The 16237-nt window shown below is 42.4% G+C and carries 13 protein-coding genes; 12 read left to right on the top strand and 1 reads right to left on the bottom strand.

What is annotated here, in order from left to right:
* Window positions 1-17: 17 nt before the first annotated feature.
* The 8 genes from BKB51_RS16035 to BKB51_RS16070 all read left to right on the top strand — a co-directional run bounded on the left by BKB51_RS16035 (window position 18) and on the right by BKB51_RS16070 (window position 7861).
* Window positions 18-827: an inositol monophosphatase family protein gene (locus BKB51_RS16035; RefSeq protein WP_085902137.1), complete on the top strand. Its 810-nt coding sequence runs from the start codon at window positions 18-20 to the stop codon at window positions 825-827.
* 104 nt (window positions 828-931) lie between these two features.
* Window positions 932-1261: an NIPSNAP family protein gene (locus tag BKB51_RS16040; RefSeq protein ID WP_085902138.1), complete on the top strand. Its 330-nt coding sequence runs from the start codon at window positions 932-934 to the stop codon at window positions 1259-1261.
* Window positions 1258-1602 (top strand): antibiotic biosynthesis monooxygenase family protein, encoded by a 345-nt coding sequence (locus tag BKB51_RS16045; protein WP_085902139.1) that lies wholly within the window; start codon window positions 1258-1260, stop codon window positions 1600-1602. Before BKB51_RS16040 ends, BKB51_RS16045 begins: the two co-directional genes overlap by 4 nt.
* Window positions 1603-1708: 106 nt before the next feature.
* Window positions 1709-2590: an AEC family transporter gene (locus BKB51_RS16050; RefSeq protein ID WP_085902140.1), complete on the top strand. Its 882-nt coding sequence runs from the start codon at window positions 1709-1711 to the stop codon at window positions 2588-2590.
* The gene (locus tag BKB51_RS16055; protein ID WP_125911857.1) at window positions 2583-3128 is read left to right on the top strand and encodes a hypothetical protein; all 546 of its coding nucleotides are present in this window, start codon (window positions 2583-2585) and stop codon (window positions 3126-3128) included. Before BKB51_RS16050 ends, BKB51_RS16055 begins: the two co-directional genes overlap by 8 nt.
* Before the next feature lie 547 nt (window positions 3129-3675).
* Complete coding sequence (locus BKB51_RS16060; RefSeq protein WP_085902142.1) at window positions 3676-4170, top strand: DUF4402 domain-containing protein; 495 nt, start codon at window positions 3676-3678, stop codon at window positions 4168-4170.
* 65 nt (window positions 4171-4235) lie between these two features.
* Window positions 4236-5096, top strand: coding sequence for a fimbrial biogenesis chaperone (locus BKB51_RS16065; RefSeq protein WP_125911858.1), 861 nt, complete (start codon window positions 4236-4238; stop codon window positions 5094-5096).
* Window positions 5097-5131: 35 nt separating this feature from the next.
* Window positions 5132-7861: a fimbria/pilus outer membrane usher protein gene (locus BKB51_RS16070; RefSeq protein WP_085902144.1), complete on the top strand. Its 2730-nt coding sequence runs from the start codon at window positions 5132-5134 to the stop codon at window positions 7859-7861.
* Window positions 7862-7874: 13 nt separating this feature from the next.
* Here the strand turns inward: BKB51_RS16070 and mazG are convergent, their stop codons facing one another.
* Entirely contained in the window at window positions 7875-8723 is an 849-nt protein-coding gene (gene mazG, locus BKB51_RS16075; RefSeq protein ID WP_085902145.1) for a nucleoside triphosphate pyrophosphohydrolase, read from the bottom strand.
* Window positions 8724-9031: 308 nt separating this feature from the next.
* Here mazG and BKB51_RS16080 point away from each other — a divergent pair, with 308 nt between their 5' ends.
* The 4 genes from BKB51_RS16080 to BKB51_RS16095 all read left to right on the top strand — a co-directional run bounded on the left by BKB51_RS16080 (window position 9032) and on the right by BKB51_RS16095 (window position 16237).
* A complete protein-coding gene (locus tag BKB51_RS16080; protein ID WP_085902146.1) occupies window positions 9032-11116 on the top strand; it encodes a methyl-accepting chemotaxis protein in 2085 nt (694 codons plus the stop codon).
* A 239-nt stretch (window positions 11117-11355) separates the two neighbouring features.
* Entirely contained in the window at window positions 11356-13425 is a 2070-nt protein-coding gene (locus tag BKB51_RS16085; RefSeq protein ID WP_085902147.1) for a methyl-accepting chemotaxis protein, read from the top strand.
* Window positions 13426-13715: 290 nt separating this feature from the next.
* The gene (locus tag BKB51_RS16090) at window positions 13716-15080 is read left to right on the top strand and encodes a substrate-binding protein (protein ID WP_179187962.1); all 1365 of its coding nucleotides are present in this window, start codon (window positions 13716-13718) and stop codon (window positions 15078-15080) included.
* A 140-nt stretch (window positions 15081-15220) separates the two neighbouring features.
* Window positions 15221-16237 carry a branched-chain amino acid ABC transporter permease gene (locus BKB51_RS16095; protein ID WP_085902148.1) on the top strand — a complete coding sequence of 339 codons (1017 nt, stop codon included), beginning with the start codon at window positions 15221-15223 and terminating at the stop codon, window positions 16235-16237.

Genomic DNA, 16237 nt, shown 5'->3' on the forward strand with positions numbered 1-16237 from the left:
AGTCTGTTGGGCGCGTAATGTTTTCAAATTTAGATAAGGTGGCAGAGCTTTTAAATGAAGTTGCTGAACAGACAATTCTGCCAAGATTTCAGAACTTATCTGAAAGTGACGTCTCGTATAAAAAAGGCGGAGAGACGGTTACAATTGCGGATACTGAAGCCGAAGAGCTAATTGAAAAACGTCTAGTTAATCTATTTCCCGGTAGCCAGGTAATAGGAGAAGAGAAGGTCGCCCGCAGTCCGGATTTGTTACAAAAGTTGAATGAGCGTGAGCTTACATGGGTCATTGATCCGATCGACGGAACGAATAACTTTGCCCGTGGTCGGGATATTTTTAAAACAATGTTGGCCTTGCTTTATCAAGGTGAAACGGTGGCTGGTTGGATATTTAATCCTGTCCATAAAGATATGCTCGAAGCCCGAAGCGGAGAGGGGGCTTTTCTGAATGGTAAAGGGCTGGATATAAGTGGTGCTATTAAAGCCCTGGATCAGAGTGTAGGAACGCTTCATGGGTCGGAAGATCAGGACCTGATTATTAGAAAATCATTAGATAAAAATAGATCAAAGCTTAATACTGTAAATACACTGCGTTGTGCCGGGGCTGATTATGAGCGTTTGGCAACAGCTAAAACCCAATTTGCTCTTTTTACCCGACTAATGCCTTGGGATCATCTGCCGGGTGAGCTTATTCATCGTGAAGCGGGTGGATACGGGGCCTGTCTTGATCGCACAGCTTATAATTATGGTGCATATAATAAACAGGGGTTGTTATTGGCACCAAATGAGGCGCTCTGGGATGAAATACATCAAAGATTATTCGAGTTTTAGTTCCTAATACCAGCTGTAATCTATATTCACACTTCGTTCTGAAGCGAAACGTTTTAACGTGTGGAAATGGTAATACTCTTTTATCTGAATGATAAGAGGTTAAAATGATTACGTGTATTATTACCTACCAAATTGATCCCTACAAAAAAGATCTATTTGACACCTATGCTAGGAATTGGGGGCAAGCTATTCCTGAATGCGGGGCAGATCTCGTTGGGTATTTTTCTCCGCATGAAGGTTCAACAACAACCGCCTATGGGATTTACAATATTGAGAGCATGGCTGCGTATGAGGCCTATCGACAAAAATTGATGGCGCATCCGATTGGGAAAGCGAACTATGAATTTGCTCAAAAAGAGAAATTCATTCTGAAAGAAGATCGTCTTTTCGTGAAGAATGCTTCTCTGCCTCATACCAATTTTATTGCACCATGATTGCCGTAATTTTTGAAGTGATACCTGCTGAAGGACAAAAAGATCATTACCTTTCATTGGCTGCTGATTTGAAAGACAAGCTGGTAGATGTTGATGGATTTATTTCTATTGAGCGCTTTCAGTCTCTGGTTGATGAAAGGAAAATTCTGTCATTATCTTTTTGGCGCGATGAAGATGCTGTTATGACATGGCGTAATTCCTTTGATCATCGACAGACTCAAAGGAAGGGACGAGAGGGCGTGTTTTCTGATTATAGGTTACGCGTTGCTATTGTAGATAGGGACTACGGTATGAGCATAAGGGATCAAGCTCCGAAAGATTCAAAAGCTCTATTTTCGTGACGATACGACAACCCAAGATGAAGCCGGATTTATATCCGGCTTTTCTTTGACATGGCCTCATTTAATTGAAATTGTATGATTCCATTCAAGTATGCGATTTTGAATAATGATTGCTGAGATTCTAGGGATCATCTCTCCCGTTTTAATTTGTATTTCCATTGGTTTTATCTGGGCTAAAGCTGGCCGTAAGTTTGATACGCCAATGGTTACTTTTCTGGTGACTTATTTTAGTACACCTGCGCTGGTGTTTTATACTTTGGCAACCGTGAATCTTTCGATGGATGCGCTTGTGGCAATTGGAGGGGCGGCAACACTTGCAAATGTTATTTTTGCGATTATTGGGGGGATCTTTTTGGCCTTACTTGGGTTGCCTCAGCGGACCTTTCTGCAATCTTTGACCTGGCCAAATGTCGGTAATATTGGCTTACCACTTTGCCTTCTTGCTTTTGGTGAAGAAGGTTTGGCTTTGGCGATTGGGTTCTTTGCCGTTTATGTTGTTATCCAGTTGACTGTTGGTGTCGCTTTTGTTTCCGGTCAATTTTCTGCAAAATCACTTATTACCATGCCAATTATCCCTGCGACGCTTATTGCGACAGTTGTTCAGGTCGTTGATTTATCGGTTCCAGGGTGGATCTTAAATACAACGAAACTCGTCGGTGATTTAACTATTCCTCTTATGCTCATCACACTCGGTGTTTCACTTGCCAGTTTGAAGGTGGTTAACCTTGGCAGAAGTTTTGGGTTGGCAACTTTCAGGCTTGGAGTGGGGTTTCTTGTCGGCTTGAGCATTGTGTGGTTGCTCGAGCTTGAAGGCACTGCGGCCGGAGTTGTTATTTTGCAGTGCGCCTTGCCTGTCGCCGTTTTCTGTTATCTATTTGCTCAGCTGTATGAAAGGGAGCCGGAGGAAGTGGCGAGTCTTGTCGTTATTTCCACAACACTCTCTATTGTAACGTTACCTATTTTAATGTGGTTTGTCTTACGTGTCTGATTTATCAAAACATAATGAAGCGTTATCACTTGCTTTAACTTGTCCGATTAGTGACGGAGTGTTGAGGTGGTGGGCAAGTCATGTCGCCTCTCTGGGGACACTTCCGTCTATGCAAGAGTTCGAAGTCTTAAAGTTTCCCAAGGCACTTTCTTCTCTCGCTGTGTTTGTGTTTGATGAAGGGCGTCACGATTATGTTTGTCGACTGGCAGGAGAAATGGTCAATGCTTCTCATCATACTACGTTAAAGAACTCTATTTTAAGTGAGGTATATGATTCTGAGCTTGCCACAAAAATAAGGTCGGAGTGGAATCGTACTTTTGATGCAAAAAAAGCCCTGTGTGTAATGGCAAAGCTGGATCACCCAAGTGAGGCACTATATTCTTGGAGACATATTCTACCTGTTTATACTGAAGGAACGGAGGGTAGGGTTATTTTTAGTTTGTCAGTCTATAACTATGATGCTGCCTATTATCACGAAAAATGCCCTAAGAAGATCTATCAAGAATATGAATTATCAGTTGATGATATTTTGCGTTAATCAAGAATTTGTTCCTCTTAAATAATCTCTACAAAATAATGAAGCATCAAAGAACGGTTTAAGCGTTATCACTGGCTTTTATATGGTGATTGTTCTCGCGTGGCTTTTATTCTTATAGATAAAAAAATCTTTTTTATTCACAGAAGTATGCATCTTTTAGAAGGCTTTGCCTTGTGGAAGATATACCTATGGTTTCTTCTTTTGTAATAAGTGACATTTTTATTTCGACAAATTATTTAGATGAACTTGTAAAACTCTAAAGTTACTCAAATAGGAAAAAAATCTATAAATAATCAGCAAAACCGAGTGCTTGGTGAAATTTCTCATGGTCAATATCAACTAGAGGTTTCTTGTTTAAGTAGCTGTGATCGGGTAGCAATTGTTTACCTTTGGTTGAAAGGTAAACAATAAGTAATAAATGCTGTTAATCTTTAATTAATACGAACTTCCTAACAATCATTGCAGATTTTACAAGTAAATGTAGATCTATAATAAAGTACAGTTTTGAAAACATAAAAAAGTATGGTTGTTTTTAAGGAGTAGTGTGTTGAAAGTATTTAGTAAGATTCTCGCGTTTGGTGCTGTTAGTTTAGCCTTTGCATCTTCGTCTTCCGTATCATTGTCTGCCGATGTAACAGGTAATGCTACCGCGCAAATTCAAACCGCAGTTTCTGTTGTCGAGAATACAACAATGAATTTCGGTAATACAGCTGTTGATGCATCTGGTGGTACTGTTACCATGACATCTTCCGGAGCAGTTTCTGGTCCTGCGGGATATAGTTTCTCTGGTTCGCCGGCAGCTGGTGCCTTTACGGTTACAGCGGATGCTAGTACGGCTGTAACGATCAGTTTTACCGATGGTACCTTAACGGGGCCAGGTACAGCGATGGCTTTGAATAATTTTACTCATAATGCAGGGGGAACACCGACAACAGATGGATCTGGTTCTTTGGTCTTCAATGTTGGTGGAGATATGGTTGTGAATGCCACACAGGCAAGTGGTGCTTATTCCGGCACTTACACAGTCACAGTCAACTATTAAGAATATCTGTTCAGGAGGTAGTGATCGTAGGGATCGCTACCTCCTTTTTGTTTGAGGGTGGTAAAATGACAGATACAGTAAGAGTTAGTTTTTTTTTCGATCTATTTGTTAAATTTTTAGTCAAATTTATTCTTTTATTTGCGTTTATTATAGGAAGTTACTTTCCCCATAAAGCTATGGCTGCAGGTGGCATCGTCATATCGCCTCAACTGGTTGAGCTCGATAATAAAAACAGGAATACCGTTCTGACACTTGCCAATAGAGGGCAAGAAACTGAAACCTACCGTATCTCGGTTATCAATTATCGAATGGACGCGCAGGGCAATCTTTTTGAGATTGATAAACCGATTGGTGAAGATGCGTTTGCAAATGGTTTGTTCAGGTTTGCGCCACGTCAGGTAACCTTAAAACCTGGGAGCCCGCAAACTGTGCGGGTTTTGTACCGACGTCCCTCAGGCTTGAAAGATGGTGAATACCGATCTCATTTACTTTTCCAGCAAGTACCTGAAACGACAGCTGCCAATTCCAATACAGCTAATCGCGCTGGGATTTCTGTCGAAATTAAAACAATTTTTGGTATTTCAATTCCAATAATTGTTCGCCATGGAAGCCTTTCTGGCAATGGGGAAATCACTGAACTAAAGCCTGCCAAAAAAGAGAATGGTTCGGATGCTATTTCACTTCGAATTAACCGCACAGGTAATCAATCTCTTAGAGGTGATGTTATTTTGTCATCTGATGGAAAAGAAGTTGGGCGTCTGAATAACGTCGCGGTGTATCTTTCCACACCTTATCGCGAGGTTGTGGTGCCTCTTGTGGAAGAGAAATTGCAGACTCTTTCTGGAAAAACGATCAGTGTTGACTATCGCCCTCGCAAGGGAGAAACCGGCCCTGTAATCGCCTCTAATAATATAACTATCCGATAAATCCTGTTTGGCCCTGATCACACGATTCAAGCAATATGGCCTACAAGATCAAGATATTGATCCGAGGACTTTTTGTTCTGTTGAGCCTTGGATTTGGAAATTTCGAAGCCAAGGCTAGCAACAGTGTAAGTCCACTACTGGATTGGGACGAAAGACCTGATGATGAAATTTATGTCTTTGGGCTTGAGTTAGATGGTTATATTCTGTCGGAAGGTTTCATTATTTTCTTTGATGGAAAAGAAGCTTTTCTGCCATTGGCTTCATTGGCTGATGCGCTGGAGTTTCCTATTGAGGTAAATCCTGATGAAGGTACTGCTCAAGGATGGTTTTTGAATGATGATCGGACTTTTGATTTAAATTTAAAAACCGGGACAGTGAATTTGAAAGATAGACCTCTTTTAATCAAAGAGGGGCAAGTAGAGCGACATCCTGATGATTTGTATGTCTCTTTTTCAGAACTGGAAAAATGGTTCCCTTTTGTTTTAGAACTTCGCTTTGATGATCTACAAATTGGTGTTCGTGCATTGGAACCTTTTCCTCTTCAGGAAAGGATCGCAAAAGAAGCGCGTCGTTCACAAATCAAGCGTCGCGTGAAGGGCGATGATTTAGAGCTTATCGTTCCAAAAAATGATTGGTTTGAATTGCCATTTCTGGATATCAGTATTGATGCGTCAGGGCGGAATACCGAGAACTCTCTTGAAGGCCAGGTAAGGCAGACAACAACAGTTGTTGGTATTGTTGGTGGACTGGATAGCGAAGCAACCTTGGTTGCTAATAGCGCAGAAGAATTCCCAAATATCCGATTGCATATGGGGCGACGATCTCTTGATGGAGGCCTGTTGGGCCCATTAGATGCCAGAGAATTTTCTCTGGGGGATGTGACGACACCAGATTTGGCCCTGATTGCGGATAATACAGTTGGCCGTGGATTTTCAGTTTCCTCTTTTGATTTGAATAGATTAGAGCAAACCAATAGGGTGACCTTGCGGGGGGAACTTGCCGTTGGTTGGGAAGTTGAAATCTATCGTAATGGGGAGCTTATCGATTTTCAAACAGACACTGAAGTTGGTGATGGGCGTTACGAGTTTACGAATGTTGCGACGGTCTCTGGTCTCAACGAATTCCGGTTGGTTTTTTATGGCCCGCAAGGGCAAAGGCGTGAAAAATTTGAGCGTTATTTTGTAACAGCTGAGTTAGCTGAACCTCAAAAAGGATCTTTTAGGATCGCCGCTAACCAGGCAAATCGAGATCTTATTTCCTTTCAAAAGAAAATAAATCCGCGTGAAGATGATGGAGAAAACCGAATTATTGCTCAGGCCGAATATGGAATAACAGAAGTTTTATCTATTAATGGTGGCGTTGCATCCCTTTCATATGAAGGTAAAAGACGGAATTACGCGAAGGTTGGGGCACAAACAACTCTCTTTGGTGTTTTGGGGAATATGGATGTTGCTGTTGATGATGTCGGCGGGACAGCAATTGGCGCGCGGGCACAAACTCAACTTGGGTCATGGTCATTTACGGGTGAACAAAATTGGTTTCAAAACTTTCATTCGGAACAATCAGATAATAATTCTGTCGACGGGCATTTGCGCAGCAAGACGGTGGCGCGTGTTAATGGCCATATTCCTGATTATGGTTTGGGCAATCAACCTTTAACTGCTTCTGTAACCCATGAAATTTCTGAAGATAAAGAATGGGAAACCCAGATTTTTGGACGAATTTCCTCTGTAGTAAGGCCTTTTAATCTCGCTTTGTCTTCTACAGCGCGTATCAGGAGTGATCAAGAGAGCGATAGTGATGCCAGAATGTTGGTAAGTACTTTGATGGGGGATTTCAGGCTGCGCGGGGAGGTTGGTTATAAAATTACGCCTATAGCTGAGCTGGATAAAGTATCTCTAAGTGCTGATTGGCGTATAAATGAAGACTTGGGGGCGCGTTTTGGTCTCTCTCATTCCGGAGGAGATCAGTCCTTAAACGTGGCTTCTGCAGGTTTAAATCATCGGTTTGATAATTTTGCATTGGGGGTCAATTTAGAGGCGGATAGTGACGGTAATTATAATGCGCGGATGGGGCTGTCATTTAGCTTGGGGCATGATCCTGGCACGGGGAGAATTGCAATGAAAAACCAGGCTTTTGCTCGCCGTAGTGCTGTAAGTGCACAGGTTTTTCTCGATAAAGATAACGATGGAATTTATGGACCTGATGATAGCTTGATCGAAAATGCCGGTTTTAGCGGCGTAGCATTATCACGAGATATCAAGACATCTGCAGATGGTACGGCGTTTATTGTCGGCTTGGAGCCCTATCGGGAAGTTGAAATCGGCCTTAATGATGGCACATTGGTTGATCCGTTCTGGGTATCATCCGGTAAACCTAAGAAGTTGATTCTAAGGCCTGGGACAACGACGACATTGCAATTTCCCGTTATAGAAACTGGTGAGGTCGATGGTCTTGTAATTCTTAAAGATAGTACTCTAACGGCAGAGGGTGAGCTTGAAATTACAGAAAAAAGTAGTGCAGGATTAAGGGTAACCCTTGTTGATGGTAAGGGGCAAAAAATATCCGAAACAATGAGTGCTTACGATGGTTATTTTTTCTTCGATCGTATTCCTTATGGCGAATATGAAGTAATACTAGATCAGTCTCAATTAGAAGAGCTAGGTTATAGAAATGAAGTTGGATCAAAGAAGTTTTCTGTTGATCGTAATGAGCCATTTATATCAGCTCAAGATTTAATTATCCAAACCGGTGATGAGATATAAAGGTTACAAAACATTATTCATTTTTCTTACTTGATATCCAGATACTTTCCATATATTCCAATGACATGTCTTGGATATTTAATCCATTATCTCGGATTGTTTTTTCGACAGTGCGAAAGCGTTTTTCAAACTTTTGGTTCGTACGTCGCAGTGCTTGTTCAGGATCTATATCCAAGTGTCTCGCCAAGTTTACAACTGAAAATAATACATCACCAAGTTCATCTTCAGCCCGGTCGTGTTGAACCCGGTCATTTTGATCTGGCATATTGATTTGTTGCTCGAGTTGTAAAACATCTTTCAGTTCATCAATTTCTTCGTGAATTTTATCGATAACAGGGGAGAGGTCAGGCCAATCAAAACCAACTTTGGCAGCTCTTTTTTGAAGTTTTACAGCTCGTGTGGCTGCGGGTAGCCCGACTGTTATTCCGTCGAGTACGCTGTTTTCTTCCTTTCCCTGTCTTTTTTCTCGCTCTTTTGCTTTGAGCTCTTCCCACGCGAGTTTTTGTTCTTCGACATTATCGTGAGAGACATCTCCGTATACGTGTGGATGCCTGTTTATCATCTTTTCTGTAATTGCTTGAGCTACATCTTCAAAATCAAATAAATTTTCATCTTTTGCTATTTGGGCATGATAAACGACCTGTAATAAAAGATCGCCTAGCTCATCTTTGAGCGACACTGGGTCGTTCTTTTCGATCGCGTCAGCAACTTCATAGGCTTCTTCTATGGTATATGGTGCAATTGTACGGAAGTTCTGTTCTATATCCCAAGGACAGCCGCCATCCGGATCTCTGAGATCTTTCATGAGGTCAATAAGGCGGGAAATACCATTTTTTGTTTCATCTGGAATTTGTTTAGGCATGAAGCACCATAATAATTTGGGAACGGCATTCTCAATCTAAAACTCAAATATACATAGAGCAAAAAATAATGTGATTAATTTTCCAATTTTTGATTTTTCTATATTTCATGTTCTGAGAACGAAGATAATCAAACTATATGCGGCAGAACGTTAGTAATATCTATTGGGATGATTTACCGCTTTTTAATATCCAGAAGTTACTCTTCCTCTTCAGTAATTCAGCAATAATCAAATTTATCTTGCTGTGTCACGATTAGTTCTTAGGGCGTTATCGTGTCTGGCTGTTTGGGGAAGATGGAACTACCGATATGCTAAATAAATTATCATTAAGCGCAAAACTGACACTCTACAGCGCATTAATTGTTGTTGTCTGTTTGGTCGTCAGTATCTTTCTGATGGCGCGGACAACGGAAAATACTGTTCGCAACTTAACACTCGATCAAGCCAGAGCTATCGGTGAAGCCGAAGCCAAAGAAGTGCAGCGTCAACTTGATATCGGTATGACTGTAGCGCACTCTTTGACTCAAACCTTTATAGGTTTAAGGGAGAAAGGGATAACAGATCGCTCTGCCTACGATGAAGTTTTAAGGCAAACCTTATCGACTAACCCTGTTCTAGCGGGGGCTTGGGCCGGGTATGAGAAAAATGCCCTGGACGGTAAAGATAGTGATTACGTTAACGATGATAACCCAAGCGGTCGATATCTGACTTATTACTATAATTTTGGTAAAGGTGTTTTGCCGTCAGTTATTACGGCCTATGACGAAGATCAAACAACGCCGGATACTGACTGGTATTATCTTCCCAAAAGGACTAAGCAACCAGTTATTGTTGATCCTATCGGGTATGATATTGAGGGTAATATTGTAACTCTGACGTCCTTTGTTTATCCCATATTGGATAATAATAACAACTTCCTCGGAGTTGTTGGGGTGGATATGAACCTGAATGATATGGCAGCTTCTTTTAATAAGCTGACCCCTTTTGAAACCGGGACCGTAAATCTGATTTCAAACAATGGCCAATGGGTGGCTCACAGTGATCCTGAGCTACTTGGAAAACCACTTGTTGATGAAAAAAATAAAAATGAAGTCCTTGAAAAGGCCGTCAGCTTTGTTGAAAAAGGCGAAGCGTTTGAGCAAAGTGACGGTGATATTTATCGACTTTTTATTCCACTGAATGTCAGAGATTCTGAGGCACCTTGGTCTGTTCTTATTAATGTACCGACGCACAAACTAACAGAACATGCCACGACAATGGCACAATACACAGTTATTGGAGGTATCGCGTTACTCGTTGTTCTAATTATTGCATTGCTTGTACTGGGACGTTTAATCATTCGTAACCCGCTACAAGGGTCAATCTCCATTATCACGTCTCTGATGCAAGGAAACTATAATGTAGAAGTGTCTGGACAGGATCGTGGTGATGAGATCGGTGATATCAACCGTGCACTTGAACAGTTCAAAGCTAATGCAGAGCGGGTTAGCCAGATGGAGGCCGAAAAGCTTGAAGCGGAAAAACGTGCTTCGGAAGAGCGACAGGAATCTCGGATGCAGATGGCCAATGATTTTGAAGAATCTGTCGGGCAGATTATTTCATCTGTTTCCAGTTCAGCCCATGAAATGCGATCTTCGGCTGAGACAATGTCTAATGCAGCGTCGCAATCATCCAGCCAAGCATCTGTTGTAACAGATGCAGCTCAGGATGCTTCTGCCAATGTGCAGTCTGTTGCAGCGGCGACGGAAGAATTGTCTGCGTCTATCAATGAAATTAGCAGCCAGGTACAGCGTTCTGCCGATATTGCAAGTAATGCCGTTGAAGAAACGTCCAGAACCAATCAAAAAATCGAAGGTCTTGCGAATGCTGCGGATAAAATCGGTGAAGTTGTGAAACTGATCAACGATATTGCAGAACAAACTAACCTTTTGGCGTTGAATGCAACCATTGAGGCTGCGAGAGCTGGTGAAGCTGGCAAAGGTTTTGCTGTCGTTGCTTCTGAAGTTAAGTCCCTTGCAAACCAAACAGCAAAAGCGACGGAAGAGATTTCTGGGCAAATCAGTTCTATTCAAGGGGAAACGCGGGAGTCCGTTGAAGCCATTCATGGTATTTCAAAGACAATTGATTCTATCCATGAGGTAGCGACTGCGATTGCATCGGCAGTAGAAGAGCAGGGAGCTGCAACGGCTGAGATTACCAAGTCTGTTCAACAAGCTGCTAACGGTACAGACCAGGTTTCTTCTAATATCAGTCAGGTGCGTGAAGCGGCAAATACAACAGGTACAGCCGCAGAACAGGTACAGAAATCTGCATCTGGTCTTGCCGAAGAAGCGCAACAGCTAGAAAGTAAAGTTCATGACTTTATTGGGCACTTAAGGTCAGTAAACGATTAGTTTCCCGAGATAAATATTTAAAAAAAAGCCCGTGATGGAAGGTTTCCATCACGGGCTTTTTGGTTGGAAAAATCACTTTTTCATGCTCTTCGGCTTTATGCGTAGTTGAGGAGATTAGTTTACTACTTTTTAAGGCGCATTGGATATTGTGTCGGTGAACACAGATATGCCAACGGTGGAATATCTTGAAAGATGTACGCAAATTTTATAATTGCGTCGTTGTAGGATGATGGAACTGAATGATGCTTAACAAGCTATCTCTGAGCGCGAAACTAACAATAACAAGTGCCCTAATTGTTGTTGTCTGTTTGGCAATAAGTATTTTCTTAATGTCATGGACAATGCAAACAACCGTTCGTGATCTTACATTGGAACAAGCCCAGGAAGTCGGTGAGGTTGAAGCAGAGAAGGTTAAAAACCAATTAGACCAAGCGATGACTGTCGCGCATTCAATTGTACAGTCATTTAAAGCTATCCAGGCGACTAATCCCGAAGACCGTCAAGCCTATCATAATGTTTTACGGCAGTCTTTAGAGGCCAATCCGAATTTAGCTGGTGCATGGGCGGGTTTTGAACCAAATGCACTTGATGGTAAGGATGACACCTACAAGGACTCTAAAGAAGGCTATAATGGTGAAGATGGTCGTTATGCAACCTACTATTACAACTTTGGTGAAGGTATAAAGCTGTCATTCCTGACGAATTTTTCAGAGTATTATACTATTCCAAGAGACACCAAAGCACCCATCATTATGGAGCCGATCGTTTATGATATTGATGGCGTTGATGTTCTTTTGACTTCATTTGTTTATCCTATTTTAAATGATAAAGGCGAGTTTATTGGCGTTGTCGGTGTTGATATGAGCCTCAATGACATGTCTGCTGCTTTTAATGAGATACAGCCTTTCGACGAGGGAAGTTCAGTTAATCTGATTTCCAATCAGGCCAAATGGGTTGCTTTTGAAAATCAGGAAGAGCTGGGAAAAGATTTAAACGCAGAAAACCCTGTTTTTGGTGAAGCTGCGCCATTAATTGGCAAAGGTGATGTGTTTGGTAAGGAAGATAATGATTTGTATCGTCTTTTTGTACCGGTACAGATCAGAGATTCAAAAGCACCTTGGTCCGTTCTTGTCAATGTACCTATTAGTCGGTTAACTCAACAAGCTGAAGCAGTACAGCAATATACAATTGTTGGCGGCGTTGTGCTTCTTCTGATTTTGATTATTGCGCTTCTTCTTATTTCCCGTTTTATGATTCGTAATCCTTTGCAAGGCAGTATGGCGGTTATTACCTCGCTTATGCAGGGGGACTATAACGTTGAAGTGAAGGGGCAAGATCGTGGTGATGAGATCGGTGATATCAACCGTGCACTTGAGCAGTTCAAAGCTAATGCAGAGCGGGTTAGCCAGATGGAGGCCGAAAAGCTTGAAGCCGAAAAACGTGCTTCGGAAGAGCGACAGGAATCTCGGATGCAGATGGCCAATGATTTTGAAGAATCTGTCGGGCAGATTATTTCATCTGTTTCCAGTTCAGCCCATGAAATGCGATCTTCGGCTGAGACAATGTCTAATGCAGCGTCGCAATCATCCAGCCAAGCATCTGTTGTAACAGATGCAGCTCAGGATGCTTCTGCCAATGTGCAGTCTGTTGCAGCGGCGACGGAAGAATTGTCTGCGTCTATCAATGAAATTAGCAGCCAGGTACAGCGTTCTGCCGATATTGCAAGTAATGCCGTTGAAGAAACGTCCAGAACCAATCAAAAAATCGAAGGTCTTGCGAATGCTGCGGATAAAATCGGTGAAGTTGTGAAACTGATCAACGATATTGCAGAACAAACTAACCTTTTGGCGTTGAATGCAACCATTGAGGCTGCGAGAGCTGGTGAAGCTGGCAAAGGTTTTGCTGTCGTTGCTTCTGAAGTTAAGTCCCTTGCAAACCAAACAGCAAAAGCGACGGAAGAGATTTCTGGGCAAATCAGTTCTATTCAAGGGGAAACGCGGGAGTCCGTTGAAGCCATTCATGGTATTTCAAAGACAATTGATTCTATCCATGAGGTAGCGACTGCGATTGCATCGGCAGTAGAAGAGCAGGGAGCTGCAACGGCTGAGATTACCAAGTCTGTTCAACAAGCTGCTAACGGTACAGACCAGGTTTCTTCTAATATCAGTCAGGTGCGTGAAGCGGCAAATACAACAGGTACAGCCGCAGAACAGGTACAGAAATCTGCATCTGGTCTTGCCGAAGAAGCGCAACAGCTAGAAAGTAAAGTTCATGACTTTATTGGGCATCTAAGATCTGTAAATGAGTAAGATTCAAACAGATAAGTTTCTGGCTTAATAAAAACCCGTAGTGAAAATATTCGCTACGGGTTTTTATTTGTTTTCATGTTTTACAAAAATAATCTCAATAAAGTAAAAAATATAACAAAAGTTTGAGTTGTTTTTAAAGTTCTGTTGTTCCAATTACGAAACAAGAGGATGCTTTTGTACATAACGGCGTAATAAAATTAACGAGCCGAAAAAGTAACTAAAAAAGTAATTGGGTGCGATCCAGCACAAATGAACAGCATGAGTATACTTCTTGGGAGACGAATACTGTCATGACGAATACAACGAATAAATTTAAGCTTTCTCGTCGCAAACTTTTAACAAGTGCAGCCGCAGCAGGTGCGGGTGCAGCTGTTTTTAGTGGTGCGACACCATACTCTTTCGTGAAAGGCGCTTATGCTGCTGATTTCCGGAATGATCCTAGCAGCCAGTCTTTTATCAAGCTTGGCTTTAACGTGCCTCAGACCGGTCCATATGCTGATGAGGGCGCAGATGAACTGCGTGCCTACCAGTTGGCTGTCAAGCACCTTAACGGTGAAGGTGATGGTGGTATGTTGACAACCATGAAGCCAAGTTCTTTGAAAGGAAATGGTATTCTTGGGAAGAAGGTCGAGTACGTTACTGGTGACACTCAAACGAAATCTGATGCAGCCCGTGCTTCGGCCAAGCGTATGATTGAAAAAGAAGGCGTCACCATGTTCTCTGGTGGTTCTTCGTCTGGTGTGGCGATTGCTACACAGTCTTTGGCGCAGGAAATGGGCGTTATCTTTATGTGTGGTTTGACTCATTCAAACGATACAACTGGTAAAGACAAACGTCGTTATGGGTTCCGTCACTTCTTTAACGCTTATATGTCTGGTGCTGCACTGGGACCGGTTCTGAAAGAAGAAATGGGTACTGCGCGTCGGGCCTATCACCTGACTGCTGATTATACTTGGGGTTGGACACAGGAAGAGTCGATCAAAAACACCACTGAAGCTCTAGGCTGGGAAACTGTAAATACAGTTAAAACTCCTGTGGGTGCGGGTGATTTCTCTCAGTACATTACACCTGTTCTCAATTCTGGTGCTGATGTGTTGATCCTGAATCACTATGGTAAGGATATGATCAACTCACTGACTCAGGCCGTACAATTTGGTCTGCGTGATAAGCAAGTTAACGGTAAAAACTTTGAAATTATCGTACCGCTTTTCTCACGTCTAATGGCACAAGGTGCTGGTGAAAATATCAAAGGTATTCTTGGAACAACAAACTGGAACTGGGCATTGCAAGATGCTGGTTCACAAGCATTTGTTAAGTCCTTTGGTCAGGAATATGGTTTCCCACCATCACAGGCGGCCCATACGTGCTATGTTCAGACATTGCTTTATGCGAATGCGTGTGAAATGGCTGGTACATTCTATCCACCAGAAGTGATTAAAGCACTTGAAGGCTTTAGTTTTGATGGTATGGGGAATGGTCCGACTGAATATCGTGCAGCAGATCACCAATGCTTTAAAGACGTGCTTGTGGTGCGGGGTAATGCAAACCCATCAACACAGTTTGATCTTCTTGAAATTGTTAAAGAAGTTCCGCGTGCCCAGGTTGAGTATGATCCATCTATCTTTGGTGGTGAACTTGGCCCATACGAAGTTTAATTACTCGTTGTAAAATCTGGTCGCTCGTCAGAGCGGCCAGAACTTTAAACTATGTAAGCCCTGATACTGTATTGGGATGCAAAGCTCTAAAAGATATCTCGGTTATATCGTAGAGCGAAAACAGCAGCGAAAATAGAACGATGGATGCATTTGTATTGCAAATCCTGAATGGCTTGGATAAGGGCGGATCTTACGCTCTTATTGCCTTGGGATTAACACTGATTTTCGGTACGCTAGGCGTTGTGAACTTTGCTCATGGAGCACTGTTTATGCTTGGTGCTTTTTGTGCCGTTACCCTTAAGAAAATTCTGACCATTTCCAAACAAGTGAAAGATGAAAGCATTACTTTTTTTGATGCTTTCAAAGAGGTGCCTTACCTTGAAATTTGGTTCGGGGAAACGGGGGCAGCGATTATTGATTATGCGGTTCCGCTGTCAATCTTACTCGCTATACCCGTGATGCTTCTGGTTGGTTTGGCGATGGAACGTGGTCTGATTCGTTTTTTCTATAAGCGCACACATGCAGAACAGATCCTTGTCACTTTTGGCTTGGCGATTGTTTTACAGGAAATAGTTAAAGCCTTTTTCGGGGCTAATCCTGTACCAATGCCGCCACCAGATTTGCTAACCGGGTCAGCTGATATTGGTGCAGCCATTGGGTTGGGTGATTCAGTGATTTATCCGTGGTGGCGCCTGACGTATCTTTTATTTGCTGCAGTTATCATTGCTGCTGTTTTCTGTTTCTTGCAATTCACAACTTTTGGAATGGTTGTGCGCGCAGGTATGCAAGACCGTGAAACCGTTGGCCTGCTCGGAATTAATATTGAACGCAGGTTTACGATTGTCTTTGGTATTGCGGCTGTTGTGTCTGGTCTTGCAGGCGTGATGTACACACCAATTGTTCCGCCGGATTATCATCTTGGTATGGACTTCCTTGTGCTCTCCTTCGTGGTTGTTGTTGTTGGTGGAATGGGATCTCTTGGTGGCGCTGTCACGGCCGGGTTCCTGTTGGGGATTTTACAGTCATTTGCTTCGATGAATGAAGTAAAAGAAATCCTGCCTGGTATCGATCAAATTATAATTTTCCTTGTTGCTGTTGTCATTCTTCTGGTTCGTCCAAGAGGTTTGATGGGACGCAAAGGCGTGATGGAGTCCTAA

Origin of the sequence: Kiloniella majae, assembly GCF_002118315.1 — a bacterium.
In the GTDB taxonomy this organism is placed as follows: Bacteria; Pseudomonadota; Alphaproteobacteria; order Kiloniellales; family Kiloniellaceae; genus Kiloniella; species Kiloniella majae.

Excerpts from the sequence above, each read along its gene's own strand:
- BKB51_RS16035 (WP_085902137.1), top strand. The coding sequence starts at position 18 with ATGTTTTCAAATTTAGATAAGGTGGCAGAGCTTTTAAATGAAGTTGCT.
- BKB51_RS16040 (WP_085902138.1), top strand. The coding sequence starts at position 932 with ATGATTACGTGTATTATTACCTACCAAATTGATCCCTACAAAAAAGAT.
- BKB51_RS16045 (WP_085902139.1), top strand. The coding sequence starts at position 1,258 with ATGATTGCCGTAATTTTTGAAGTGATACCTGCTGAAGGACAAAAAGAT.
- BKB51_RS16050 (WP_085902140.1), top strand. The coding sequence starts at position 1,709 with ATGATTGCTGAGATTCTAGGGATCATCTCTCCCGTTTTAATTTGTATT.
- BKB51_RS16065 (WP_125911858.1), top strand. The coding sequence starts at position 4,236 with ATGACAGATACAGTAAGAGTTAGTTTTTTTTTCGATCTATTTGTTAAA.
- BKB51_RS16070 (WP_085902144.1), top strand. The coding sequence starts at position 5,132 with ATGGCCTACAAGATCAAGATATTGATCCGAGGACTTTTTGTTCTGTTG.
- mazG (WP_085902145.1), bottom strand. The coding sequence starts at position 8,723 with ATGCCTAAACAAATTCCAGATGAAACAAAAAATGGTATTTCCCGCCTT.
- BKB51_RS16080 (WP_085902146.1), top strand. The coding sequence starts at position 9,032 with ATGCTAAATAAATTATCATTAAGCGCAAAACTGACACTCTACAGCGCA.
- BKB51_RS16085 (WP_085902147.1), top strand. The coding sequence starts at position 11,356 with ATGATGCTTAACAAGCTATCTCTGAGCGCGAAACTAACAATAACAAGT.
- BKB51_RS16090 (WP_179187962.1), top strand. The coding sequence starts at position 13,716 with ATGACGAATACAACGAATAAATTTAAGCTTTCTCGTCGCAAACTTTTA.
- BKB51_RS16095 (WP_085902148.1), top strand. The coding sequence starts at position 15,221 with ATGGATGCATTTGTATTGCAAATCCTGAATGGCTTGGATAAGGGCGGA.